General features: G+C 51.6%; 21 protein-coding genes. 10 read left to right on the top strand and 11 right to left on the bottom strand.

The genetic code is table 11. From position 1 onward, the window contains the following. The first annotated feature begins 464 nt into the window (after positions 1-464). The 8 genes from thiC to CDA54_RS07865 all read left to right on the top strand — a co-directional run bounded on the left by thiC (position 465) and on the right by CDA54_RS07865 (position 8,706). Positions 465-2,399: a phosphomethylpyrimidine synthase ThiC gene (thiC, locus tag CDA54_RS07895; RefSeq protein WP_099034448.1), complete on the top strand. Its 1,935-nt coding sequence runs from the start codon at positions 465-467 to the stop codon at positions 2,397-2,399. A 1-nt stretch (position 2,400) separates the two neighbouring features. Then, positions 2,401-3,888 carry a thiamine phosphate synthase gene (thiE, locus tag CDA54_RS07890; RefSeq protein WP_099034494.1) on the top strand — a complete coding sequence of 496 codons (1,488 nt, stop codon included), beginning with the start codon at positions 2,401-2,403 and terminating at the stop codon, positions 3,886-3,888. Then, positions 3,878-4,624, top strand: a complete 747-nt coding sequence (locus CDA54_RS07885) for a HesA/MoeB/ThiF family protein (protein ID WP_099034447.1) — start codon at positions 3,878-3,880, stop codon at positions 4,622-4,624. The genes thiE and CDA54_RS07885 overlap by 11 nt, the downstream gene beginning before the upstream one ends. Further along, positions 4,624-4,824 carry a sulfur carrier protein ThiS gene (gene thiS / locus CDA54_RS07880; protein ID WP_099034446.1) on the top strand — a complete coding sequence of 67 codons (201 nt, stop codon included), beginning with the start codon at positions 4,624-4,626 and terminating at the stop codon, positions 4,822-4,824. The genes CDA54_RS07885 and thiS overlap by 1 nt, the downstream gene beginning before the upstream one ends. Positions 4,825-4,826: 2 nt before the next feature. After that, on the top strand, positions 4,827-5,591 hold the full coding sequence (locus tag CDA54_RS07875; RefSeq protein WP_099034445.1) for a thiazole synthase: 765 nt from the start codon (positions 4,827-4,829) through the stop codon (positions 5,589-5,591). Further along, a complete protein-coding gene (gene thiH / locus CDA54_RS07870; protein ID WP_099034444.1) occupies positions 5,588-6,700 on the top strand; it encodes a 2-iminoacetate synthase ThiH in 1,113 nt (370 codons plus the stop codon). Before CDA54_RS07875 ends, thiH begins: the two co-directional genes overlap by 4 nt. Before the next feature lie 51 nt (positions 6,701-6,751). Continuing rightward, positions 6,752-6,925 carry a hypothetical protein gene (locus CDA54_RS19575; protein WP_180237149.1) on the top strand — a complete coding sequence of 58 codons (174 nt, stop codon included), beginning with the start codon at positions 6,752-6,754 and terminating at the stop codon, positions 6,923-6,925. A gap of 491 nt (positions 6,926-7,416) precedes the next feature. Next, positions 7,417-8,706: an NAD(P)/FAD-dependent oxidoreductase gene (locus CDA54_RS07865; RefSeq protein ID WP_099034443.1), complete on the top strand. Its 1,290-nt coding sequence runs from the start codon at positions 7,417-7,419 to the stop codon at positions 8,704-8,706. Between the two features lie 497 nt (positions 8,707-9,203). Here the strand turns inward: CDA54_RS07865 and CDA54_RS07860 are convergent, their stop codons facing one another. Beyond that, positions 9,204-10,010, bottom strand: a complete 807-nt coding sequence (locus CDA54_RS07860) for a substrate-binding periplasmic protein (protein WP_099034442.1) — start codon at positions 10,008-10,010, stop codon at positions 9,204-9,206. A 161-nt stretch (positions 10,011-10,171) separates the two neighbouring features. Between CDA54_RS07860 and CDA54_RS07855 the strand changes: the two genes are divergently transcribed. Further along, entirely contained in the window at positions 10,172-10,609 is a 438-nt protein-coding gene (locus tag CDA54_RS07855) for a CBS domain-containing protein (protein ID WP_099034441.1), read from the top strand. Here the strand turns inward: CDA54_RS07855 and CDA54_RS07850 are convergent. Continuing rightward, entirely contained in the window at positions 10,606-11,226 is a 621-nt protein-coding gene (locus CDA54_RS07850; protein ID WP_099034440.1) for a 2-hydroxychromene-2-carboxylate isomerase, read from the bottom strand. The genes CDA54_RS07855 and CDA54_RS07850 overlap by 4 nt on opposite strands. A 220-nt stretch (positions 11,227-11,446) precedes the next feature. Here CDA54_RS07850 and CDA54_RS07845 point away from each other — a divergent pair, with 220 nt between their 5' ends. Next, entirely contained in the window at positions 11,447-12,373 is a 927-nt protein-coding gene (locus CDA54_RS07845; RefSeq protein WP_099034439.1) for a substrate-binding periplasmic protein, read from the top strand. Between the two features lie 83 nt (positions 12,374-12,456). Here the strand turns inward: CDA54_RS07845 and CDA54_RS07840 are convergent, their stop codons facing one another. The 9 genes from CDA54_RS07840 to CDA54_RS07800 form a co-directional block, all read right to left on the bottom strand. Beyond that, entirely contained in the window at positions 12,457-13,770 is a 1,314-nt protein-coding gene (locus tag CDA54_RS07840) for a tetratricopeptide repeat protein (RefSeq protein WP_099034438.1), read from the bottom strand. Between the two features lie 9 nt (positions 13,771-13,779). Then, positions 13,780-14,391 carry an energy transducer TonB gene (locus CDA54_RS07835; protein ID WP_099034493.1) on the bottom strand — a complete coding sequence of 204 codons (612 nt, stop codon included), beginning with the start codon at positions 14,389-14,391 and terminating at the stop codon, positions 13,780-13,782. Positions 14,392-14,467: 76 nt separating this feature from the next. Continuing rightward, the gene (locus CDA54_RS07830; RefSeq protein WP_088329765.1) at positions 14,468-14,872 is read right to left on the bottom strand and encodes an ExbD/TolR family protein; all 405 of its coding nucleotides are present in this window, start codon (positions 14,870-14,872) and stop codon (positions 14,468-14,470) included. A 136-nt stretch (positions 14,873-15,008) separates the two neighbouring features. After that, a complete protein-coding gene (locus CDA54_RS07825; RefSeq protein WP_099034437.1) occupies positions 15,009-15,533 on the bottom strand; it encodes a MotA/TolQ/ExbB proton channel family protein in 525 nt (174 codons plus the stop codon). Positions 15,534-15,537: 4 nt separating this feature from the next. Then, the gene (locus tag CDA54_RS07820) at positions 15,538-16,899 is read right to left on the bottom strand and encodes a MotA/TolQ/ExbB proton channel family protein (RefSeq protein WP_099034436.1); all 1,362 of its coding nucleotides are present in this window, start codon (positions 16,897-16,899) and stop codon (positions 15,538-15,540) included. A gap of 12 nt (positions 16,900-16,911) precedes the next feature. Continuing rightward, positions 16,912-17,679: a DUF3450 domain-containing protein gene (locus CDA54_RS07815; RefSeq protein ID WP_099034492.1), complete on the bottom strand. Its 768-nt coding sequence runs from the start codon at positions 17,677-17,679 to the stop codon at positions 16,912-16,914. A 224-nt stretch (positions 17,680-17,903) separates the two neighbouring features. Continuing rightward, positions 17,904-20,546, bottom strand: a complete 2,643-nt coding sequence (locus tag CDA54_RS07810; protein ID WP_099034435.1) for a TonB-dependent receptor domain-containing protein — start codon at positions 20,544-20,546, stop codon at positions 17,904-17,906. A gap of 96 nt (positions 20,547-20,642) precedes the next feature. Further along, a complete protein-coding gene (locus CDA54_RS07805; protein ID WP_099034434.1) occupies positions 20,643-23,393 on the bottom strand; it encodes a hypothetical protein in 2,751 nt (916 codons plus the stop codon). 204 nt (positions 23,394-23,597) lie between these two features. Next, positions 23,598-26,759, bottom strand: a complete 3,162-nt coding sequence (locus CDA54_RS07800) for an efflux RND transporter permease subunit (RefSeq protein WP_099034433.1) — start codon at positions 26,757-26,759, stop codon at positions 23,598-23,600. Positions 26,760-26,767 lie beyond the last annotated feature (8 nt).

The raw sequence follows: 26,767 nt of genomic DNA, 5'->3' as shown, positions 1-26,767 counted from the left end.
GTGCCCCTGTTGATTTAGACAACTGGGGCTGAGACCGCAAACGCGGGATCCGTTGAACCTGATCAGGCGAGAGCGCCATAGGGTTTAAATAAACGACACCAGCGAGAGTTCAAAAAACGCGCAGGCAAGGCAAATTTTTGAAGGTTTAGTGGGTCTAAATCAAGAAAATTTGCCGCCGGATGCACGTTTTTTGGCCTCGCCCTAAAGGGAGCGCCTGAAAAAGCCTCACTCTTCGTTCTGGTTGCTTGAAATAGTGCCGCTATTCCTGCACAACCACGCCTTGATAGAGGCTTTTTCAGGCAGCTCTGGTGTTCGTTTTTTAAACCCTATGGCGCTCTACTACCTGCGTAGGAAACAAGAGCGCATCGGCCTATTGCCAATCGCAATTCTGTGCATTGCATGGCCGTTGTTCTTGCTGACACTCCTGACAAGCTTCTCAAACCCAAAGAAAAGGCGAGAATGCTATGTCAACCAGACGCGAAAACCGTAACAACGCTGAGAACTTCCTGCACCAATTACAGGGGATGGCGTACCCCAATTCTGAAAGAATTTACCTGACCGGGAGCCGCAAAGACGTGCGCGTGGCCATGCGCGAAATTCAGCTTTCCGATACCCTCACAGGTAGCCAGTCGGCACCGGTTTATCAACCCAACGAGCCGGTGCCGGTGTATGACACGTCCGGTCCTTATGGCGACCCCGAGGCCAGTCTGGATGTTCGTCGTGGTCTTGAGCCCATCCGTAATAACTGGATCCATGAGCGAAACAATACCGAATTACAGCAGGGTTCAGATTCACGCTATACCCGCGACCTGCACAGTGAGAACATTGAATCGGATGCGCAGACATCACAACTACATCGCCAGCCCCTATGCGCCAAACAAGGTCAGACGGTAACGCAATTGCATTATGCCCGCCGGGGTATCATCACACCGGAAATGGAGTATATCGCCCTGCGCGAAAATATGGGCCGCGAACGCATCCGCGATAAACAGCTCACCCAGCAACACCCCGGTCAGGGCTTTGGTGCTCGCTTGCCAGAAACCATCAGTGCTGAGTTTGTGCGTAAAGAGGTGGCCGAAGGACGGGCCATTATTCCGGCTAATATCAACCATCCGGAAGCCGAACCGATGATTATCGGGCGCAATTTTCTGGTGAAGGTGAATGCCAATATCGGTAATTCGTCCCTGACTTCTTCGATTGAGGAGGAGGTAGAAAAACTGGTGTGGGCAACACGCTGGGGGGCCGATACGGTGATGGATCTGTCTACCGGGCGCCACATTCATGCAACACGCGAATGGATCCTGCGCAACAGTCCGGTACCCATTGGCACCGTGCCTATCTATCAGGCATTGGAAAAGGTTAACGGCGATGCCACCAAACTCACCTGGGAGCTGTTTCGCGATACGCTGATCGAACAAGCCGAGCAAGGGGTGGACTACTTCACCATTCATGCCGGCGTTTTGCTGCGTTATGTGCCGATGACGGCTAAGCGTCTGACCGGCATCGTATCCAGGGGCGGCTCTATCTTGGCTAAATGGTGTCTGGCACACCATCAGGAAAATTTCCTCTATCAACATTTCGACGAAATTTGTCAGATCTGCGCCGCCTACGATGTCAGTCTGTCACTGGGCGATGGCCTGCGTCCGGGCTCCGTGGCCGATGCCAACGACGAGGCACAGTTCAGTGAGCTGCGTACCCTGGGTGAATTAACCAAAATTGCATGGCAACGGGATGTGCAGGTGATGATCGAGGGTCCTGGCCATGTGCCCATGCATTTAATCGAAGCCAATATGCAGGAGCAGCTTAAGCATTGTCACGAGGCACCCTTCTATACTCTGGGGCCGCTAACCACAGATATCGCACCAGGATATGATCACTTTACCTCTGGTATCGGCGCCGCCATGATCGGCTGGTTTGGCTGTGCCATGCTCTGCTATGTGACACCCAAAGAACACCTTGGCCTGCCTAATAAAGAGGATGTTAAGCAGGGTCTGATCGCCTATAAGATTGCCGCCCATGCTGCCGATCTCGCCAAAGGTCATCCGGGTGCGCAAATTCGGGATAATGCTATGTCTAAGGCCCGCTTCGAATTTCGCTGGGAAGATCAGTTCAATCTGGCTCTGGATCCGCAAACGGCGAGAGACTATCACGATGAATCCATGCCCCAGGAATCCGGTAAGGTGGCCCATTTCTGCTCGATGTGCGGCCCTAAGTTCTGCTCCATGAAAATATCCCAGGAAGTGCGTGACATTGCCCGGCAAAAGGAGGTGGACGTGCAGGTTATCGATATGGACGGACAGAGCGAAACGGTGCAATCCGGTATGCAAAAAATGGCAGAAACCTTTCGCCGACAGGGAAGTGAACTCTATCACAGCCCGGTTGATAACGGAGATGCCTGAGATGGGCAAACCGATAATCTGGTGTATTGGCGGCTCTGACAGCGGCGGTGGGGCCGGTATTCAGGCAGATCTGCTTACGGTCCATGGTCTGGGAGGCCATGGCTGTAGCCTGATCAGCGCTATTACTGCACAAAACTCCCACAGCATTGACCGTATTCAGGCGGTGTCTGTTGATATGCTACGCAGCCAGCTGAACAGCCTGGCCGGCGACATGCTGCCCCGGGTGGTCAAGATTGGCATGTTGGCTGATAGCGGGCAAATCCGGTTACTGGCAGAGTTTATTGGCTGGCTAAGGCAACAACAACCCGCTCTTTTTGTAATCTGGGATCCTGTGGTGCAGGCAAGCAGCGGCGCAAAACTGAGCAATATCAATGCCCGGGACTGTGTTCCCTTATTGCAACAGCTTGATTTAATCACCCCCAATGCCGATGAGCTGAACTGGCTGACCGATATCCGTCCGGACAACAAAAACAACATGGAAAAGGCGGCAAACGCATTATTAAGTAGCGGGGTGACTGCGGCATTGATCAAAGGCGGGCATCTGCACTGGCAACAGCAGCACTGTACGGACTATTACTTCAGCGAGGAGCAGCGCTGGCAGCTTACCAGTGACAGGATCGCCACGTCCCACGGCCATGGTACCGGTTGCGTTTATGCCAGTGCCATAGCCACAGCAATAGCACTGGACTATCCCCTTGCCGATGCCGCCTGTATCGCCAGTGCTTATATTAACCAGGGGCTGAAGTCAGCCGCTGCGGTTGGCCGCGGGCCAGGCCCTGTAGCTCATCTGGGCTGGCCGGAGAAGCTGGCTGACTTCCCCACGTACCAGCTAAACCCTGAGCCTACTCCTGCGGTACGGGGGTTCGCTACCCTTACTAGTCGCAGGCTGGGATTATATCCCGTGGTAGACACCGTCGAATGGGTGCAGCAATGTCTGCAATGGGGAATAACCACATTGCAATTGCGCCTCAAGCGGCCCCCGGATGAAGAGGCAGAGGCGGCGATTCAACAGGCAGTCGCACTAGCCAATCATCATCAGGCCAGGCTCTTTATCAACGACCACTGGCAGCTTGCCATTAAACACGGCGCATTTGGCGTGCATCTGGGTCAGGAGGATCTTTATGACGCCGACCTGAACGCAATTCAACAGGCAGGACTGGCGCTTGGCATATCCACTCATGGATACGCCGAGTTACTCAGGGCGATACGGCTGTGTCCATCCTACATTGCACTGGGGCACATATTCGCCACCCGCACTAAAGACATGCCTTCCAGCCCACAAGGACTGGCGCGTCTTAAAGCCTACCAGGTACTACAGCAATCCATTCCAACGGTGGCCATCGGCGGCATCTCACAATCAAGAGTGGATAAGGTGCTGGCTTGCGGTGTTGATGGCATCGCCATGGTCAGCGCGATTACGGCGGCCGAAAACCCGCAACAGGTGGCTAAAGGGTTAATGGAGAAAATGGAGCGTTATTATGCTCAGTGATGCGGAGATGATCCATTACAGCCGACAGATCCTGTTGCCGGAAGTCGAAGAAATAGGACAACACAGGCTTAAGCAAGCCTGTGTCCTTATTGTCGGCCTTGGTGGTCTCGGCTGCGCTGCGGCCCAATACCTAACTGGAGCCGGTATTGGCAAACTGCTCCTGGCCGATGGTGATCGCCTGTCGCCGAGTAATCTGCCCCGTCAGCCTCTGTATAGCTCCCAGCACAGCGGCCAGTTGAAAGCACAGCTGTCAGCGCGGCGACTTGCGGCGCAAAATCCCCATATCGACATTCTGCCGATAACAGAATACCTCAGGGGAGAAGGTCTGTACGAACAGGTCAGCAAAGCCGACCTGGTGTTGGATTGCAGCGACAATATGGCCAGCAGACAGGCCATCAATGCAGCCTGCTATGCCCATTCCACTGCCCTTATAATCGGCGCCGCCATGGGGTTTTCCGGACAGTTCCTGGCCCTGAATCCAGCCCACGACCACGGCTGCTACAGATGTTTGTATGAGCCAGAACAGGCGCCACCACAAGGCTGCCAGCATGCTGGTGTCATTGGCCCGGTGGTAGCAATGATGGGCCTGATGCAGGCACTGGAAGGCATCAAATACCTGGCAAACACAGGTTCGGTGCCCTGGGGCACACTGCATCTTTTTGATGGCCTGAAACACAGCTGGCAGCACTATGCCCTTCCCAGAACCCCCCAATGCCAAATATGTGGAGACAGATAATGCAACTGACACTCAATGATCACAGCATACAGCTCAGCGCACCGGTGACCTTAGCGGCACTGATCCGGCAACACTACCCTGACAACAATGGGATCGCAGTGGCAGTGAACCAACAGGTGGTAAATAAAAGTCTGTGGGAACAAACAGAACTGCAGCCTGAGGATCGCATCAGCCTGTTCACCGTGGTTGCAGGAGGATAATGATGCTGAAAATTGCCGAACGGGAGTTCACCTCCAGACTGCTGACCGGTACCGGCAAATTCAGTCGTGCCGAAACCATGCTCAATGCCCTGGACGCCAGCAGTACACAGCTGGTTACTCTTGCTCTGAAGCGACTGGATCTGCATCAGGGCCGGGATGATTTGCTCAGCCCGTTGCGCAAACTGGGCGTAGACCTGCTACCAAATACCTCGGGAGCCAAAACCGCCGAGGAAGCCATTTTTGCAGCGCGGCTGGCCCGCGAAGCCCTTGACACCAACTGGCTGAAACTGGAGATCCATCCCGATCAGCGCTACCTGTTACCGGATCCGCTGGAAACCCTTAAAGCCGCCGAAACGTTAGTAAAAGAGGGCTTTGTCGTACTCCCATACTGCGGCGCCGATCCGCTACTATGCCTGCGCTTGCAGGAGGTTGGCTGCGCTGCGGTCATGCCGCTGGGCGCACCAATTGGGTCCAGGCAGGGCCTGCAAACCAAAACCTTTTTGCAGATTATTTTAGAACAGGCTCAGGTGCCGGTTATCGTCGATGCCGGTATAGGCGCCCCCAGTCAGGCCGCTGAAGCCATGGAAATGGGCGTAGACGCAGTGCTGATTAATACTGCCATCGCCAGTTCTACTGATCCGGTTGCTATGGCCAGAGCTTTTAAGCTGGCAGTACAAGCCGGGCGCATGGCCTTTGAGGCAGGCGTAGCCGGGCCAGGGCAGGCTCAGGCCTCCAGCCCCCTCACTGCCTTTACGGAGGCACTGTGAGCTTTGTGTCAGAGTTTGAAAAGTATGACTGGGAAGAGGTTCGCATGGGCCTGTACAGTTGCAACGCGACCGATGTAGAGCGTGCACTGAGTGCGCCGCGCCCACAAACTGATGATTTTATGGCACTGCTGTCACCCGCCGCAGAGCCTTATCTGGAAGTGATGGCGCAGCGGGCCTATGCGCTCACCCGACAACGATTTGGCCATACTATGCAGTTTTTTGTGCCCTTGTATCTGTCTAACCTGTGCGCTAACGATTGTAGCTACTGTGGCTTCTCGATGAGCAATAAACTCAGACGCAAAACCCTGACAACAGATGAGATTGAGCAGGAATGCCTGGCTATTAAAGCCATGGGGTTTGATTCGGTACTATTGGTAACCGGTGAGCATGAGTCCAAAGTGGGTATGGATTACTTTTGCGATGCCTTACCCCTGATCAAACGCCACTTCAGTTATCTGGCTATGGAAGTGCAGCCATTGAGCGAGCAGAACTACTCTGAGCTACGTAACTATGGGCTGGATGCGGTACTGGTGTATCAGGAAACCTACAACAGAAGCAGTTATTCCCGGCATCACCATAAAGGCAAAAAAACCGACTTTAACTGGCGCCTGCAAACCCCTGACAGACTCGGAAAGGCCGGTATCGACAAGATAGGTCTGGGCGCACTGATCGGTCTGGATGACTGGCGTATTGACAGTTTTTTCACTGCCTGCCACCTGCGTTATCTGCAAAAAAACTATTGGCGCACCCGTTACTCTCTGTCATTTCCCAGATTGCGGCCCTGCGCCGGAGGTCTGAGTGACATCAGGCCGATGTCGGACAAGCAACTGGTGCAACTGCTCTGTGCCTGGCGAATTCTCGACAGTGAACTGGAACTCAGTCTTTCCACCCGCGAATCACCCTTTTTACGGGATCATCTGCTGCCACTGGGCATCACCAGCATCAGCGCCGGTTCACGCACTCAGCCCGGAGGCTATGCCAGTGAAGACCAGGCTCTGGAACAATTTGAGATCGATGATAACCGCAGCCCCGCGACCATGGCTGAGGTGGTCAGAGCCAAAGGCCTGCAACCTGTATGGACAGACTGGCACCCGGGTTTTAGCCGATAAAAGCACAACCATCATCTACACTGAAGATTCACCGGCAAACAGGAGTGATATATGACCGAAGAACAGATGATCGTTGCCTTTAAAGACATTGAGAATAAATTTAAACGCAATCAGGAAGCCGCCGAGGCGGTCTGGTCGCAGGGTTCGCCCTTTCTTGAACTGGCCAGACAACAGGCTGCTAAAGTGATGGAGCAGGAAATCGCTGCCATTATGCAATCAGAGTAAAAGCACTGTATCTGCACGACTGGAGTCTGGCTTAGCTGTCACTGACAACTGAAAGCTAATCAACACCCCTCCATGACCGGCGGTCATTTCCGCATACTTTTGGCGGAAACCCAACGCCTTTGATTGCACAATGTTGATAGTGCTATCTCCGTGTTCTCTGCGCCTTTGCGCCTCAGCGAGATCAACAAGTAAAAAGCCTGTGATCTCGCAGGGGCGCGGGGATCGCAGAGGTATTTACCCTTTAAACCTTTAGAACCTCTGTGTTCTATGCCTCCAAGATTCGTGGTAATAGAATCGCCTGGAGCCAATTCGGGTTTGGCCCGGCAATACCCTCATTAGTTTTTTTAAACTTCAGATTACAATTTTCAGATCCCTCCCTGCGCCACTAAGGCGTATGATAAGGCTATTCCTAAAGCCACCCACAAAAATTAATTAAGGCTTAGTACCAATGGTAGAACGGAGCAGCATTCTAATCTCGGAGTCAATAAACTATGCAACATATCCTGATTGTAGGAGGAGGCGCCGGAGGACTGGAGCTGGCCACTCGTCTGGGACATAAACTGGGCAAATCAAAAAAGGCACAGATTACCCTGGTAGATAAAAACACCAATCATATCTGGAAGCCACTGTTACATGAAGTGGCAAGCGGCTCGCTGGATACCGGTACTGATGGCGTGATTTACAGTGCTCATGCAGCCAGACACGGGTATCAGTTTCAGCACGGTGAATTTGTCGCTCTTGATGCAGATAAAAAACAGCTCACCCTTGCTGCCATATATGATGATAATCAGGAGTTACTCATCGCTGAACGCCAGTTAAGTTACGATACTCTGGTTCTGGCCATTGGCAGTGTATCCAATGATTTTAATACGCCCGGCGTCAGCGAGTACTGCTATTCTCTCGACTCTGCCCACCAGGCACTAAAATTTCATCGTGCATTGATGAATCACTTCGTTCGTTTTAATCAGCGCGATGATGATGCCACACTTAACATTGCCATCGTCGGTGGCGGCGCAACCGGAGTGGAGCTGGCAGCTGAGCTCTATCATGTGGCCACGCTGGCGAAACGCTATGGAATGTCTCAGATGAGCGCCAGTAAGCTTAAAATTCACTTACTGGAAGCCGGTCCCGGTATCCTGCCCGCTCTGCCCAAACGCATAACCGATGCGGTACGTCATGAGCTCAAGGCTCTGGGCGTTGAAGTGCTGGAAAATACCCGTGTTAACGCTGCTAATAAACAGGGCTTTGAAACCGCCCAGAATGGGTTTGTTGAAGCCACGATGATGGTGTGGGCAGCAGGCGTCAAAGTGCCTGACTATATTAAAGATCAGCAATGCTTTGAGTTGAATCGTATGCAGCAAATTGTCGTTACCCCTGAGCTTAAAGCCAAAGGCACGGAAGATATTTATGTTATCGGCGACTGCTGTGGTTTTGAACAAGCGGATGGCAGTTGGGTCCCCCCAAGAGCGCAGTCTGCTCATCAGATGGCGTCACTGGTGGCCACCAATATCCTCAGAAGTCGCGCTAATAAACCCCTGAAACCATTTGTCTACAAAGACCATGGTTCACTGGTCAACCTCAGTCGTTACAGCACTGTCGGGAATCTGATGGGAAACCTGACCGGCGATAGTATGTTTATCGAAGGGCGCATTGCGCGATTTGTATATATGTCTTTATACAGAATGCACCAGATCGCCATCCATGGGTGGGTCAAAGGAATGCTGCTGATGATGGTAGAAAAAATCAATCGCGCAGTAAGACCGAAGTTAAAACTGCATTAGGTTTTTTACCGCGGAGGCGCAGAGCTCGCGGAGAAAAGCAATATCATGTAGGGCCCAATTTATTGGGCATATGGCGTTAAACCCGTCTTTGTTAGTCGAATCAATTCGCCCCTACATCCGTGCTATGACCGTCCTTTGCATCTCAGCGGCTCTGCGAGATCTTAAGCTTTTATCCGTTTGATCTCGCTGAGGCGCAAAGTACGCAGAGAAAAACACTATTATGCAGGGCGAAATTTATCGGGCCAATAGAGTTAAACCGCTCTGACAATGCCCCTCACAAGTTTCTAAATAAACTGACAGGCAACCCTGAGCAATGAACCGACATTCCTCATTGGAACACAAACTTCACTGCGTGACAGAATCGCTGTCGTGCAGGCGAAGCGGGACGAACAAAGGCAAAGTGTCATATAGAGTAAAAGCAGCAGAGTCCGGACACAGGATTAGTGGGTCGAGTATACTTCTGCGCTGTATCCGCCTACAGCTATCCCTGAACATGCTTAATTGGTCGGGTACAGCGCATGTTCAATCACCGGATATTGGCTGATCATCTGGCGGTATTTCTCAGAATATTTAAGCTGATTTAACGCCTCCTGAAGTTTGTCCTCTACCCATTTAGGCGTTGAACGGCTCAGTCCAATATACTGGTCAGATTCCTGTAGGGTGTAGATGATCTCGTATTTAGCTAAGTCCTCACCGATATTATCAAGATACCAAAAAGCGGAGATATCATCATAGGCAATGGCATTGAGGTGATTACGCTTAAGCATTTCGACGATTTTTTTGGGCGAGTCCTCGCTGACAATATTGTTTACCGCAAAGCCTTCTTCGATCAGCAATTGCTCACCCACATCCTGCCCTACTGTACCCACCACCAGTCCGGCCAGGTCCTCAACAGATTTGGCTTCGAATTCCATATTACGTTTGGCTATCACCACTACCCGGGTTGGCACTAGCGGGCCAATCCAGCGAAACAAGGGGTCGCGATGTTCTGTATGGATCAGGGTAAAAAGCATGGTATCCGGGCGCAGCAACCCTTGTTGATATGCGCTTGACCAGGGTAGCACCTGCATATCAGAGCGGCTCTGGGACGATCCTGTTGAGGCCAGAATATGCTCAACCACATCAACGGTAAAACCTTTGATTTTATCGTCATCAACATAATTAAAAGGGGCAAAATTCTCTGTTAACAAGGTCAGAGAGGGAAGGGCCTTGTCACTGTTTACATCTCCCTCGTCGGCATTGGCCAGGGCCAATACACTGACAAACATCAGGCTGGTGAATAATAACGCAATTCGATAGCACATAGTGAACTCACAATGCAGATGTTAACTAATTGTTAGTGTAGCAAAGCTCTCAGAAATACAAGTTTTAATTTGGGCAGCGATTGATCCAGCACAATGCCGAACCGGTTCAGATGAACTAGGCTTGATGTTGTACTATCAAACAACTGCACAGGAGACAGGCAATGCGGGTAAAAGACATCATGACCACTAACCTGCATACACTGGATGAGTCAGCCACGCTGCGGGACGCCCACAGTATGAGTCGCGAACATGGTATCAGGCATATTCCGGTACTGGATTCACAAAGCGGAAAATTGCGTGGCGTTGTCACCCAAAAAGCGCTGATTTCTAAGGTTATGAAACTGGCAAGGATCTACGGTGAATCAGAGTTAGCCGAGCAGGAAAAAGCGGTACCTATTGAGGAAGTGGCCGTTGTCGACTGTGACACAATAAGCGCCGATCATCCGTTGCTGGATATGGCCGAGTATTTTCTTGCACATAAACATGGCTGTTTACCCGTTGTTGACGAAAAAGGCGCTCTGCAAGGTATTATTACTTCTTCGGATTTCGTTAAACTGGCGATCAGACTGCTGAAACACCAGGCGGCGCCTGAATTCTAGGCCGTACCGGTTTGCCTGAAAACGTCTGACTGATATCGGTGCCAGTCTAACGCCATAGGCATTCTGTCCAGACCACAGAATGGTTCCTGCTGCACCTGGAAAAAAGGTGCATCGAAGACTCCCGTACGTATTGCTTGCTGATTTTGCAGGTGTAACCTGGCCTTTGCCTCCATAGAGTTTGCCTGCTCAATAACCGTCAGCGGATCCTGCCCGGCCAAAGCAATACAGTCGGCAATGACCTTTTCATCGGCTATATTTTTATCTTGTGCATAAGCGGCGTGAAATACCGCTCTGACAAACGCCGGTATCCAGTCCTGATGCTGATACCAGCACAGGATTCGGGTTGCCAGCCTGGATACGCTGGGAAATCGGCAGGGCCTGACAAAAGCAAGATTATATTGTTCACATACTCTTTTCATATCCAGCCAGGTATAGGCTAGCCTGGCGCGATTCTGTTCATCGTGGAGTGTGTCACTGCCCTGTGACTTTAAAATCGTACCGAGCATAAATCCATGCCAGTTAACCTGTAAATCTTTGTCGCGGGCTGCCTCTTCAATCGTCATGGCCACCGGGTAACAATAGGGGCTGGAAAAGTCGAACCAGAAGTCAATTTCCATCAGCTAATTCCTTATCGGACAGAGTATGACTGACAGTGTGCGAAATTATCCGCCAACAATAAATCGCGCAGCTCATACCACCTGATCCGAGTCCATACCTAATCGTTGCAACAGTAAATAACTATCTGAAAAGTCGCCCTTTTTCTAGAGTGTTCTATACTGTCAACTAATACCAACCCGCATAGATTATTACGCGTTCACAACAACCGGATGATGAGTTTTGCTGAAGTTTATTTGTTTTTTCGGGCCCTGCGTTCTGCTGTTTTGCGCCTCACTGGCCGCCTCACCTCATCTGTTGGTGGAATATGAGTATCAGAATAACAATTATGAGGTGCAGGGAATTCGGACCGATCGCGGCTATCTTTTTATGGATAACAGCACAGACAAAACTATCGTTGTATCAACGCTCAACTGGCAACCCTATATTGGTGAAAACCTGTGTAAGCAGGGGTGGGTTCAGCAGCTGACTGTGGCATTACTGCACAGTCAGGGCTACGCAGTACATTCTCAGTTTCGTCCATGGGCGCGTGCGGTACAGGAAACGGAGTCCGGAGACTCAGATATACTCTATCCCGAGTACTTTATCGAACAACGCGCACCCTCTGATATCTATCCGGGCACCCACCGGCTCGAACACCTGGCCTTGTCGGATCCTTTTCCCGGCGGCAGTATTGCCCTGATCAAACGTAAAGGCGAAGCACACAGGTTTAATGGTCAACTGAAAAGCCTCAAAGGCGTCCATATCGGTGTGGTACGGGGGTATCAGAATACGCCGGAGTTTGATCAGCTGATGGATCAGGGGTATTTTCAGACTATTCAGACCACCCATGACTTACAGCTGGCCAGAATGTTGCTGGCCGGGCGGGTAGACTTAATCATCGGCGACCCTAAAGTGATCTTTTACAATATCAGCCAGGCGAACTCCTCCTCACCAGGGTTCATGTCAGATGTCAGCAAGCTGGAAGTCATCCAGCCAGCCTTGCAGTACAACCACCTGTACTATGCCGTCAGTCGTAAAAAGGACAACTGGCAGCAACTGCTAACTGATATCAATAAGGCTCTGGCACATTTCACCGAAACCAACGAACTGCAAAACATTATCGATAAAACAGTCCGCTACTGTGGATATGGAAATATCAATGACTAATACTCATCGGGTTTACCAATGGGTATTAATCTTCCACTCAGCGAGTGGACAACCTGACCGCAATATATCTGCCAGAGATCGGGTCAGGAAGAAAACTCTTCCTGCAATCGCTGATAGCTGACCCTTTCCGATTCCACATAACGCCCCCACTGCTGAGCCATACGTCTGGAGTTGTCATATTCTTCCGCTTTCGCCAATTGATTCAGGGCATCGTTAAATCGCTTCTGATTAAAATACGCCATCCCCATCACCAGATGAGACATGCCGGGATTGCGCAACTCACCTTTTTCCAGCGAACGGCTGGCTGCATCAATGGCCTTATCCCACTGTTCCATATTCAGATACAACTGACCCAGCTGGGCATCCAGCTCTCCGTCACTCGACAGTTCGGCGGCGGATGTCAGCACCGGTATCGCTTTTTCGTGCTCTTTGGCCAGTGACCAACAATTGGCGAGAAACTTCAGGTTACGCAGATTGCGCTCCAATGTACCGTCCGCCATCGCCTGTTCCATTAACCTTGCCCCTTTGACCGGTGCCTGGTGATAGTAATAGAGCTGTGCCAGGTTAAAAAGATCCGAACTGCTGGTGATATAATCCTGCTGGTAAGCCGCCTCGAGGATCGCCAGTTGCTTTTTCTCTTCGCCCAGCTCACCGTACATGCCCGCCAGTTGCACCCAGTATTGATCCTGGTTGTAGTGCCTGACCATTTTTACCAGTACATCGCGGACGTTTTCAGGTTGTTTCAGTTCGTAATATACGGCGCGCTGTAACACGTACCAGTTCTCTTCAGGTATTTTGCCCTCGGCCTCAACCATTTCCACCGCCTGGTTGATAAACCTCGATGCCCGTTCAAAATCCTTCATCTGATACATGGCCTGGGCCTTGATCAGATAGTTTTTTGCCGGGATCTCACCTGGATTCAACGCTTCCCAACGCTCCAGAAAGCTCAGGGTCTTGTCATAGTTGCCCTGCATCATATGTAGCTGAGCCAGCGAGAACAGCGTGCTTAACTCAAAAGACTCAGGAATGGGCTGCTGCTCAACGACCTTTTCGAAGGCAGCGATAGCCTCGTCATACTTCTCATCGTTGTAGTAAATAAACCCGTAGAAGTTGTACATCATTGCCAGCTCGTAGCTGTTCATGGAACTGCTGCGCTCTTTTACCGAATTCAGCGCCTCGATGGCCTCTGCGGTTTTATCTTCATCGGCGAGCGCCTGAGCGCGCGCCAGTTGCTCGTAGACTTTAGCCCGCAGTGCCGGTGTGCGGCGGGTTTTGCGCTCCTCGCCTGACTCCTGAGCCTGCACCAGGGAAACCGGAAGCAACGCGGGAAGGCTATACAAAGTGCAGCCCAGCAGAGCTACAGCAATAAGCTGACTCAATGACTTTCTGACTAACATCATGCTCCCCTAACCGTCTATCTGGAAGGTAATACGGTTTTGCACGCCGGAGACTTCCGCCGCCTCACCGTTTACCACTCTGGGTTTGTATTTAAACTTCAGCGCCGCCTCCATAGCAGCCTGCTCGAAGATCCCTTCCGGATTGGCTTCCACCACAAAAGGATCTTTTACCGAACCTTGCTTACCGACGGTAAACTCAACAATCACATAGCCCTCGATACCTCGCTGTAACGCCCGACGCGGATAAACCGGTGCCACCTTAACAATCGGCAGGTATTCACCGTCTCCCCCTTCCAGGGCCAGACCACCGCTGATGGCCATATCACCACCAACATCGGCGCTAAAGTTCATCCCGGCACCCCCTTCGGCATTGGGGGTGGGCGAGTCCATCTGCGGCTGCTCCATTTGCGGCGGTGGCTCTTCCGGCTTAGGTGGCTTCTTCGGTTTACGGTCTTTTTTCTCGACCATCTCTTCTTCTTTGACCCGTACAAAATCCAGTACGCTGCCCTGAGCAGGCTCAGTCAGGGCGCTGCCACCCATCTGAATCAGCGATTGCATCAGGAAGAACAGGCCCAATGTGACCGCAGCGGCCAGCACCAGCGCTATCACTAATCTTGGAATACTCATGCCAGTGCTGACCCTTGTGATAATTTACTGATAAACATAACTCGCCCTTTTGCTACAAGACTGCCCGGGACTAATCCTGAGCAGCAATGGATACGTCATATACACCTGCGGCGCGGGAGGCATCCATTACCTTAATCAGGGTTTCAGTGGTGGCTTTCTTATCGGCCTGGATAACAACACTGCCCTGCGGGTTTTCAGCGTATAAGCGCTCGATATTGGCCTGCACGGCACGTTCATCGATACGGCGCTTGTTGATCCAGATTTCGTTCTTATCACTGATGGCCACCAGAATATTGGCACGGTCTTTTTTCACTGCCGTGGCCGCTTCCGGCCGGTTCACATCGATACCTGATTCTTTAACGAAAGACGCGGTAACGATAAAGAAGATCAACATGATAAACACCACGTCCAGCATGGGGGTCAGGTCGATATTCGCTTCTTCTTCATCTACCAGGTTCTGAAAATGCTGTTTCATAAATTTCTCTTTTACTGTAGGTCGGACTTCAGTCCGACAAATCTGTTGAATCCCGGAGCCATTTTCCTGTAGGTCGGGATTTATCCCGACGTATTTGCCAGCCTAACGCTAAACAGTCGGACTAAAGTCCGACCTACTAATGTTCCATCGTCATGGCGTCTTCGATATGGGTTTTCTCGGTCTTACCGATACGCGCCAGCCAGGTGGAGGCAAATACACCGGACAACGCGCCGACCATGCCTGCCATAGTAGGAATCGTGGCTTTGGACACGCCGGACGCCATAGAGCGCGCATTGCCCGAGCCGGAGATGGCCATCACATCAAACACCTCGATCATGCCGGTTACCGTGCCCATCAGTCCGAGCAAAGGGCACAATGCCACCAGCGACTGAATAATCGGCACGCTGACATTGAGCTTAAGCATCAGTCTGGAGATTTGCGCCTGGCGAATCTGCTCAGCAAACCAGGATGATTTGTCGTCCCGCGCATTCCAGCTGGAAATGGTCTGCTGTTTGAGCTGCTTATGCCAGACAAAGTAATACAGCGCGCGCTCCAGAATCAGCAGCCACATCACGAATATCAGCACCCCGATGACCAGCAATACCTGGCCACCGGTTTCGGTAAAATCGCGAATAGCTTCAAAAAACTCGGCAAAGAACATGAACTTAACCCCGCTCGGCGCGTTCGGCTATAACACCGGAAGCCTGCTCCTGAAGAATATAAACAATGTTCTTGCTGCGGGTATTGAGCATGGCATACAGCAGTGTCATCGGAATCGCCACTACCAGACCCAGTACCGTAGTCATCAGTGCTGTCGAAATACCACCGGCCATCAGTTTCGGGTCGCCAGTACCAAACAGGGTAATGGCCTGGAAGGTATTGATCATACCGGTTACTGTACCCAGCAGTCCCATCAGCGGTGCCACCACAGAGATAATCTTGATTATGGTCAGATTACGGCCCAGTTTTGGCACTTCACCCAGAATCGCCTCTGTGAGTTTCAGTTCCAGAGTTTCAGTATCCACATTAGGGAAGTCTTCGCGCACTTTAAGTACCCGACCCAATGGGTTATTGGTTTTAGCCTGTTTAGTCTTGAGCTGTTTGTTAACCTTGGTACGGGTCAGCGTCAGGCTGATCAGCCGTTCCAGTGCCAGCAGTAAGCCAATAGCTCCCACTACCAGAATGATGTAACCAACAACACCGCCCTGCTCAATCCGCTCTTTAAAGTTGGGAGCCTGTACCAGCAAGCCGAGGATAGAGCCACCGGTAGGATCCAGCCCAAATTGCACCAGCTCACCATCAGATGCCTGCAGTTCTTCCGCACTTTCACCATAACGACCGGCTGGCTGACGGACCAGCTCAGCAACGGTGCCGGTAGAAGGGTTCATATCCAGGTATTTGCCATCGGATACCAGGGCGAAAGAACCCACGCGTACCACTTCTTTACTGACCTTCTCACCACCGGCTTCCACAACGTCGGTAGTAAATTTGGTGACTTTACCTGACTCGGTCATTTCCCGCTGCACTTCAAACCAGACTCGCTCTATCTCATCAATCGAAGCCAGCTTGGAGCTTTTGCCCATCGACTGTGCCAGTTCGTCCAGAAAATCTGCACGGCCGGGAATTTGCGCGGAAATCACCGAGTTCTGGAACTTGCCTTTGGTATCACCAGCCACCTGCTGCAACACACCAAAGAGTTCTTTTAGCGAGCCTAAACGGGTGGTCAGGGCCTGATCCAAATCTGCCAGCTTAAATTCGTTGTCCTGGAACTGACGCTCGAGATCTTCACTGGTTTGCAGTGCCTGGTCACGGCGCTGCGCGGCATCGCTGAGCATACGATCCTGCTCCGATACCCTGGCCGCGAATTCCTGTTCACGACGCTGATTATCTTTGTTCTGAACAATCTGCCCCTGTTCCAGTTGCTTAAGCAACTGATCCAGATTCAGCGCTTTGTCACTGTCCTGGGCGAAGGCAGTGGCCGCGACAAAAGAGGCGACCAGAGTAAATGTCTTTAGTATGGATTTCATCAATCTTCTCTCTTAGTCGGTAAGGGCTACGGGCATCATTAACAGATCAGGGGCCAGTTGTTTTTTGGCCATACGCAGGCCCTTGGTCACCTGAGTGCGATAGTCTGACGGTAACTCTTCCCACTGGCGGGTCTGTTTGTTCCATACGCCCTGCTTAGAGGCATCACGGGTCTGGTAAACCAATGCGGTGCGACCGATACGCAGGAAATCCACATCCCGCTCCTGACCGTCAACGGTATGCAGGCCACTGTATGCCTCAATAGTGCGGCCATAATCCATCTCTACCTGATAAGCTTCCATTACCCGGCGAAACTTCTCTGAAGCCGCCACATCGGCTCTGTCCATCAGATTGCGTAAATCGGCCAGACGTCTGGCACGCTCTTCTGGCAAGAACGGCATATCCAGTTCAATAAACTGACCAAGCCCCTCAATCATGCGCATCATCAGCGGCGTAATCTGACGTTCGATAACACTGACTTCATCAATGGAGGCATTCAGATCGGCCATTTCCTGTTCCTGATTGGCTATCTGTTTGCGCAACTGACGGTTGTAAACTTCCAGGCCGTCAATCTCTTTATTGAGCACCTTGAACTGTTGCAGTTTGCTGTCAATCTGGTCGGTCATCTTGTTGATTTTCTGCTGTGACTGCGCCGCCGATTCATTGATCTTCGCCGCTTCTTCAACCACAGGTTCAAGATACTTATCCTCCTGCGCCAATACCGGACCGGCAAGCAGATAAAGGGCGCAAAGCGCCGCTGGAAGTCGTGTCAAAAGCCTCATACTGTCCCCAATGTCAGAAACGATCAGCGGGATACTGATCTTAGAATTCGCGCACAGCATAGGGGTTATCTGTGACAGTTTTATTACGTTTCGATGACGGACAGATTAAGGCTGACCTGAGATCAAGGGGCAAAACTTATTGAGAGTGATGTCTGGTAGACTGATAGCCAGAAAGGAAGGAAAGAAAGGGGGCGATCACCGCCCCCGATAGTTAAGACTGTCTCTTAGAACTCTCTTTTATAGGACAAGCTGAATTCAATTCCCTGGGACTCAGAGCGAATCAGATTATCAGAAAAAGTGATTTCCTTTTTCTCATCCAGCAGGTTTTTAACCTTAACGCTGACAGTAGAGTTAAAGTCAGGGTAATAGGTATACACCACATCCAGTGAATGGAACGGCTGCTCGTAGGAGTCATCACGGCCTTCGATGCCCGGAATAATAATCCGCTCACCGAACACGTTATACACCACCGAAGCCGAGTGCTCACCGCTGTCAGAGTCAAAGCCCAACTGCAGGTTCAGCACATACTCAGAATGCCCTGTCAGGCGACGCTCAGTATTGGTGATTGCCGTAGACACACCGGTTTGCTCGACGATGGCCTGAGTATCCAGCTGAATTTCCGAGTCACTCAGAGTCAGGTTACCGGCGGTGTAGAAATTACGGCCAAAGTCACCCAGGAAGTCCAGACCTTTGAGGAACTCCAGTTCCACACCGTAGACTTCACCGGTTTCAGCGTTGGCAATCCGCACCAGAGGCGGACCATCCTGAGCGGGAGACTGCACGGTTTCAATCGGATTTTCCATATCTTTATAGAACAGCGCCACAGACAGGTTATCGCCGTTGTCCACATACCATTCCCAGCGCAGGTCATAGTTTTTAATGTCTGTGGTTTCCAGACCCGGTGTCCCCCCGACCGGGAACAGCGTCAGTGGATCCAGATAAGTAGTCGGTGCCAGTTCACGCAAATCCGGGCGCACCACGGTCTCGCCATAGCCCAGGCGCAACTGCATTTCATCATCGATAACATAGGTCAGCGCCAGCGCGGGATACAGGTTATCTTCCTGGAATGCCAGACTGGCCAGGTCTTCCGGGGTCGGGCTGGTGGGCAGATCGATGGTACCATCGGCAGGATCTAAGGGCGCGACCACCTGACGGAAGTCTTCCCAGCGAAAGCCACCACTGATACGCCACTTATTATCGAAGAACATGTCCGCTTCAAAGTAATAGGCGTCCACTTTTTGCGCCGATACATAGTCATCGCCGGCAATCGTGGTATCCCGCAAAATACTATCCGTAAGCGGCGCATTCAGAATCACGTCATCATTGAGAATATCCGCAAAACGGTGGCCGGTAAGCACGCTGGAGTCCATAAAGGCCCGCGCATTCACATCAAAACGGCGGTTACTGGCGGTACGGGTCTTCTCGACAAAATCAGCGCCGGTTTTAAGCACGATCTCCCACTTTTCCAGCGTCACCGGTAAAGTCAGATTCCAGCCATAGTTTTCGACCTTATCATCCAGATCCTGGAAGCTGTAACGGGAGGCCGTTGTGGCGTTATTGAGAATACTCTCATTGACCCGGTCAAAGACACCGTCTTCATTTTGATCCGTTATGATAAAACGAGTCTGAACATTACCCGGGGCATAACGGCTGGAACGGGAATCAGAGTATTTCCAATCAAAACCGAGGAAGTTCCACTCGGTAAAGGTATGCATCCCCTTAATCTGATTGGCCACCATGCGCCGCTCTTCATAGGTCACATCATATTCGCGGATACGCTGATCAGAGCCGAAGTTGATGTTATTACTGTTACCCAGCTTTTCACGGACTTCGTCATTGGTGTCGTTGAGGATTACCGTGGTCAGGTCGACTCTGTGGTTGCGGTTGTAATCCACACCTAATGCCAGCATGCCGGACCATTTAACCGAATGATCTGTCGCCTCTACCTCATCCCAGCCACGCACCAGGGTGGCGGTACCATCCTGGTTCTGACGATAATCTTCACCGAGGAACAGGTCACTAACCTGCCATTCATTGTCATAGCCTACAGTACCGAGGAAGCCGATCCGAAAATCATCAATATCTTTACTGTCACCGAAAGCAAGGTTAAATCCAAAATCAGGATCCACCGATTTCAGTTCCGGGTCATAATCTCGGTTCAGGTCCACCGCCAACTGGCGATTCACATCTGTACTGAGGTCGTTCAACGAGGTACGGCTGTCCCACAGCGCCTGTATCGATGCGGGGGCCGCGCGGGTGCCATCATCCTTGCCCTTCCAGCTGCTGCCGCCATCGTACTGCCAGGCATCATCGAAGTTATCCGTATTACCACCAACACTGACACTGGCATTAAAAACGGTATCAGTTGGGATACTCTTCAGGCGGATATCCACGCTACCACCACCAAAGGCAGCAGGCATGGACGGAGAAAAGGATTTCTGTACCGACAGACTTTCGATAATATCGGCCGGGAATAAATCCAGTGGAATAACAGTACGGGTCGGATCCGGGCTTGGCACCGAGGCACCGTTTAGCAAAGTACTTGAGTAACGCTCACCCAAACCACGAACATAGATAAACTTACCGTCTACCAGGGTCAGACCGGTAATACGGCGCAGTGCGCCAGCCGCATCGCTGTCACCGGTACGGGCGATTTGTTCCGCGCCCATAATATCGGCCACAAAGGCCTGATCCTTACGCTCCTGCATTACTGCGGTAGCGCTGCCTTTAAGGCGGGTACCCGTGGCCACCACTTCTTCAATCAACTGTTCTTCATCATCGCTTTGTGCCAGAACCGGCTGAGTACTCAACACGGCCAGTATGGCCGCACTCAGGCTGGCGAGGGGAAACCTAATCGCACGCTTCATATGTGTAACCTCTTGTGCATGTCATCTTTATCTAAGGCTTAAACAGCAAGTGCGCTGCTATTAAGCAACGCACTTGTATCAGGACCTACCAAGCTATTACTCCAGACCTACAGTCCAGCCAGCAGTCCAGTCGTTGCCTTCTTCCACTGCACCGATAAAGTCAACATTATCGAAGAAGGTGTCACCGCTGAAATCTTCAGTAGTGCTGTCGATGATGGTGTAAATGCCGTTGAGCACTGCACTGCGACCGGCGGCAACCTGATTACCGTCTTGCGCAAGGAACCAGTCTTCCAGATTCACATCGGAGCCGCCAAACTTGAAGTTCTCTTCGTTTTCACAGGCCATTACGCTGTGAGTCATGACCGTGCCATCACTGAGGTTAGCCTGAGTTACCGGCTCAGATTCAAACTCCAGACATTCACCCATGCCCGCAGGACCGGTGACGATGAAGTTGTGCATCTTCGGCGCCGCACCTTCACGGAAGTAGATACCTTCTGAAGCGTTAGTGCCGGCGAAGTTGTTGCCGATTATGGTCATATTGGCGATGGTCGGACTGGTCATCGGCTCTTTGCCCGGGTTAGAACCGTCGTTATCGCACTCGATACCACGGTTGGCATCGGAGTCATCATCGGCATGCTTAACTAACACGTACTGCATCTTGCCGTCCCAGCCGTTATCACAATCGACACTATCATCCTGAATACTGGTCAGAGCAACATATTTAAAGTTGACGTTGCCACCGAACATCTCGATACCATCATCGGCATTCTGGTGTACCTGCAGGTATTCAACCGTCGTGCCTGAGCCCACGCCACCGAAGGTAATACCGTTAAGCTCATTATCCGGCGCTATTTCAAAACCGGCGTTCATCACCCGCACATAGCGTAAGGTTCCGGAGTTATCGGTACTGTCAGTGCCGCCAAATACCGCACCGGCTTCAATACCTTCAACCTGCAGGGCACAATCGGAGCCATCTGAAGGGCACTTATTGGATGGTGCGTTACCCAGGATAACAAAGCCACCCCATTGCCCGGCAAAAGCATCTTCACCCAGTACATTCTGACGTGACGTCATAGTGATAGGCTTATCAGCAGTACCTTCAGCCATAATTTGTGAACCACGACTGACCACCAGCACATCGGCGCCTTCACGACCATAAAGCGTAACACCCGGTTCAATCGTCAGTGTTGCTGAGTCGACATTATCGCCACCAACAAACACCTGGCCACTAAGGGCATACATATTACCTTCGGTGAGAGTCATGTCCGCGGTGATACGGCCAGAGAGCTGACAAGTGGTGGTGGAGCCATCCACAGGTGAGATCGCTTCAGTACCGATTGGGCAGCCTGCTACTGGCGCTTCAGAGTCACCTTCTTTGGCTACTTCACCGCCGCCAAAACCAAAGGCCCAGCCCTGACGCCAGTCGTCATCACCTACTGCACCGATAAAGTCAACGGATTCAAAGAAGCTGCCATCGACAGTATTAGCCACATCCTGACCGGCACCAAGCAAAGGAGAACCGGCCATCGGCACACCATCACTGTCCAGCATGACCGAACTACTGATGAAATTGCCATCCTGACCCAGGAACCAGTCTTCCAGATTCACGTCAGTAGCGCCAAACTTGAAGTTTTCGTCATTGGTACAGGCCATTGCCGAGTTTTGCATGGAAATATTACCGTTACCCAGATTCGCCTGCGTCACCGGCTCGCTTTCAGCTTCCAGACACTCCCCCATTTCTGAAGGACCGGTAATAACCATGTTGTAAATGTTCATGCCCACGCCTTCGCGCAGATAAACCCCTTCTGAGGAATTGGTACCGGAAAAATTGTTACCAATAATGGTCATATTGGCAATAATCGGCTGGGTCATTGGCTCTTTGCCAGGGTTAGAGCCATCGTTGTCACACTCAATACCACGGTTGGCATCACCGCCATTTTTGTCATGCTCAACATAAACAAACTGCATGCGGCCGCGCCAGCCGTTATCACAGTCTACGCTGTCATCCTGAATACCGGTCAGTACCACATTTTTAAAATCGACAGTACCGCCGAACATTTCGATACCATCATCGGCATTAGAATCCACCTGGATATATTCCACTGTGGTACCACGGCCTACACCGCCAAAAGTAATACCGTTAAGCTCGTTATCAGGGGCGATTTCGAAGCCGGCATTTTTCAGCACCAGATAACGCAACGTACCAGAGTTATCGTCTTCATCTGTACCGCCGAAAACAGCACCGGCCTCAATCCCTTCAACCTGCAACGAGCAGTCTGAACCATCACTCGGACACTTATTAGAAGGCGCGTTACCTAATATTACAAAACCGCCCCACTGGCCAGCGCCAGTCTCTTCACCGGTTATATCCTGCAAAGAGGTCATAACGATAGGCGCGTCTGCGCTACCTTCAGCATCAACCTGTGATCCCCGGCTGACGACCAGTACATCCCCACCTGTACTGCCAAACACCACTGTTCCGGGTTCAATAGTCAGAGTAGCTGAATCTGTATTGTCACCGCCGACAAAAACCTGCCCTTCCAGTGCATACATCACACGGTCAGAGTCAGAAGTAGAAACCAGAGTCGTATCTTCAGTAATGCGGCCGCTTAGCACCTGCACAATAACATTTTGATCCAGAGCATCAGTAGCAGCCTGCGATAAAGCGGCGCTGAATTCACCCGGGAGAGGCTCAGCTGGAGTAGGTGTGGGTGTCGGGCTCGGAGCTGGAGCTGGCGCTGGAGCCGGAGCTTCAGTACTTGTGTTTATATTGATGTCACCGCCACAACCGGCCAGGGCCACAGCCATGGCAACAGCCGAGGCTTTAAATAGAGTGTTTAGTTGCATTGAGCTCTCCAATTCGGGTTTTATGGGTTTATGTATTCATACCGGCGGCTAGGTTAAACAAGGTGAGTGACATTTTTGTTACAGCATTGCGCTGTCATTAAAGTTTCATATATCAGGAACAGATGTCGGGGATAGGGCTGATAATTAGCGCCTATGCAGGAAAAACCGAAGATAGGTTCGATTGCACCTATCTTCGGAAGAGGACTAACCGGGCTGGGAATTCTCCTGAGGTTTCTCTGATACGGAGTTTCGCAGCTTATATAACAACAGGTACAAAGCCGGCAGCACCACCAGTGTCAATATAGTGGAAGACACAATGCCACCAATTACTACGGTTGCCAGAGGACGCTGCACCTCTGCACCTGTACCAGTATTAAAGGCCATCGGCACAAAACCCAGACTCGCCACCAGTGCGGTCATCAGTACCGGACGTAACCGCTGGCGGGCTCCGTCAAACACGGCATCAAACAGTGACTGGCCCCTATCCCTGAGCTGCTGAATAAAAGACAACATCACCACCCCATTGAGCACGGCAACACCCGACAAGGCAATAAATCCTACTGCTGCTGAAATCGACAGAGGCATGCCCCGCAAGGTAAGAGCCAGAATGCCACCGGTCAGCGCCAGCGGTACCCCGGTGAAGATAATCAGCGCATTACTCATAGAATTAAAAGCACTGTACAGTAGCCCAAAAATCAACAGCAGGGCCAGCGGCACCACAATGGCCAGCCGTTGTGATGCCGACTGCAATTGTTCAAATGTACCTCCGTAGTCTACCCAGTAACCCGCAGGTAGAGGCAATTGAGATTCAACTTTCTGACGTATGTCTTTAACAAAAGAGCCCAGATCCCTGCCAACCACATTGGCACTCACTACGATGTTTCGTTTGCCACTTTCACGGTTGATCTGATTGGGCCCCATACTAAGCTTCAGCTCGGCGATTTCACCCAGCGGCACATACTGCAGTTCAGGATTAGTCGCCTTTGGCACCGCCACAGGCAGGCGCCTGAGGCTGGTTATATCCTCACGCCAGTTGTCATCCATGCGCAGCATCAACCGGAAACGTTTGTCGCCCTCATAGATGGTTCCGGCTTCAATGCCGCCAATCGCGGCCTGAGCCGCACGCTGTACATCTGTGACGGTCAGCCCCAGCAAGGCCAGATGATCCCGCTGAGGGATGACAGTTAAGGTTGGAAGCCCGGTCATCTGCTCAGCGCGAACATCGGCGGCCCCCTGAACAGTATTGATTATACTCACCGCAGTATCACCGAGTGACTTGAGCTGGCTCAGATCATCGCCATATATGCGCACAGCCAGGTCAGCACGGACACCGGATATAAGCTCGTTAAAGCGCATTTCTATGGGTTGGGTAAATTCATAATTATTGCCGGGAACCTGTTCGACCCTTTCCCGCAACTCAGAAATAAGCTGAGCTTTGGTTTTAGTGGGATCCGGCCATTGCTCACGAGGCTTCAGTATCAGGAAGGTATCCGCCACGCTCGGTGGCATAGGATCCGTTGCCACATCCGGTGTGCCGATCTTGGAGAATACCCGTTTCACTTCACCAAACTCAGCGATCGCCGATTCCAGTTGCAACTGCATATCAACAGATTGCTGCAGACCGGTTCCCGGAATTCGCAGTGCGTGCATGGCGATATCCCCCTCATCCAGTTGCGGCAGAAACTCCGTGCCCATGCGCGATGCCTGATACAAAGAGGCGGCAAACAAGCTGAATCCCACGACTGCAATAAGCAGGGGCTGTTTTAACGACAACCTGAGTACCGGCTCATAGACACGACGTGCACCGCGCACGATCCGGTTTTCCTGGTGTGTCACCTTACCTTTGACGAAAATGGCAATCGCCGCCGGCACAAACGTCATTAACAGAATCAAGGCGCCCAGCAGGGCCGACACTACCGTAAATGCCATGGGGTGGAACATCTTACCTTCCACACCGCTGAGGGCAAAAATCGGCAGATATACCAGCATAATAATCAACACACCGAACACGGCCGGGTTAAACACCTCGCGGGTACTTTCAAATACCTCCTGCAATCGCTCTTTAGTGGACAAAAGCCTGCCATATCGCTGCTGAGCCAATCCGAGTCGACGCAGTGCGTTCTCAACCACAATCACGGCACCATCGACAATAATGCCAAAATCAATCGCGCCCAGACTCATCAGATTTCCGGATACCCGGTTTACCGTCATACCAGTGACGGCAAACAGCATACTCAGCGGGATCACCAACGCCGTAATCAGAGCCGCACGAACATTACCCAGCAACAGAAACAATATGAGGATTACCAGCACTGCCCCTTCAAAGAGATTCTTCTCCACGGTGGCAATGGTTTTATCAACTAAAGTGGTTCGGTTATAGATAGGCTCTGCCACAATGCCTTCAGGAAGACTCAACTGAACCCTGACCAGCTTATTCGCAACCGCCTCAGATACAATGCGACTGTTCTCGCCAATCAACATCATTGCCGTACCTAATACGACTTCTTCTCCCTCTGAGGTAGCAGCACCGGTGCGCAGCTGTTCACCATATTTAACCTCGGCCACATCGCTAATCCGCACAGGGGCATCATCACGTTTGGTGATCACAACCTGACCAATCTCCTCCAGGCTTTTCAGTTGCCCGGGGGAACGCACCAGCCATTGCTCGCCATTGCGCTCTATATAACCAGCGCCGACATTGTTATTATTCAGCCTCAGTGCACGAAAAATATCCTCCATAGAGACTTTATAAGCCAGCATTCGCCCCGGCATTGGCGCCACCTGGTATTCACGCTCATAGCCGCCAACGGCATTAATTTCAGTCACGCCCGGCACTTTAAGCAGTTGTGGGCGGATCACCCAGTCCTGTATTGTGCGCAAAGACTCTGCGGTATAGCGCTGACCATTTTTATCAACGGCATCGGACCGGGCTCTGACAATGTAGGTGAAAATCTCCCCCAGACCGCTGGCAATGGGCCCTAACGCCGGCTCTATTCCTTGCGGCAACTTTCCACGAACGCTTTGTAAGCGCTCACTGATCTGCTGACGGGCCCAGTAGATATCTGTGCCTTCATCAAAGATCACAGTGACCTGAGACAGGCCATAACGCGACAGGGAACGGGTATAATCCAGGTTCGGTATACCGGCCATGGCATTTTCGACCGCATAGGTAATACGCTGCTCCGTCTCCAGCGGCGAGTAACCGGGCGCTTCGGTATTGATCTGCACCTGCACATTAGTGATATCAGGCACCGCATCAATGGGTAATTTTAATGTGCTATACACTCCCACTGCAGCGACCAGAGCAGTGGCGGCTATCACCAGCCAACGCTTGTGGATGGCGAAACGTATTAGTGCATCAGTCATACTCGCCT

The sequence above is a fragment of the Lacimicrobium alkaliphilum genome, assembly GCF_002591895.1.
Taxonomy (GTDB): domain Bacteria; phylum Pseudomonadota; class Gammaproteobacteria; order Enterobacterales; family Alteromonadaceae; genus Lacimicrobium; species Lacimicrobium alkaliphilum.
The sequence above is the reverse complement of the archived record's forward strand: the minus strand, read 5'-3'. Positions and strand labels throughout refer to the sequence as shown.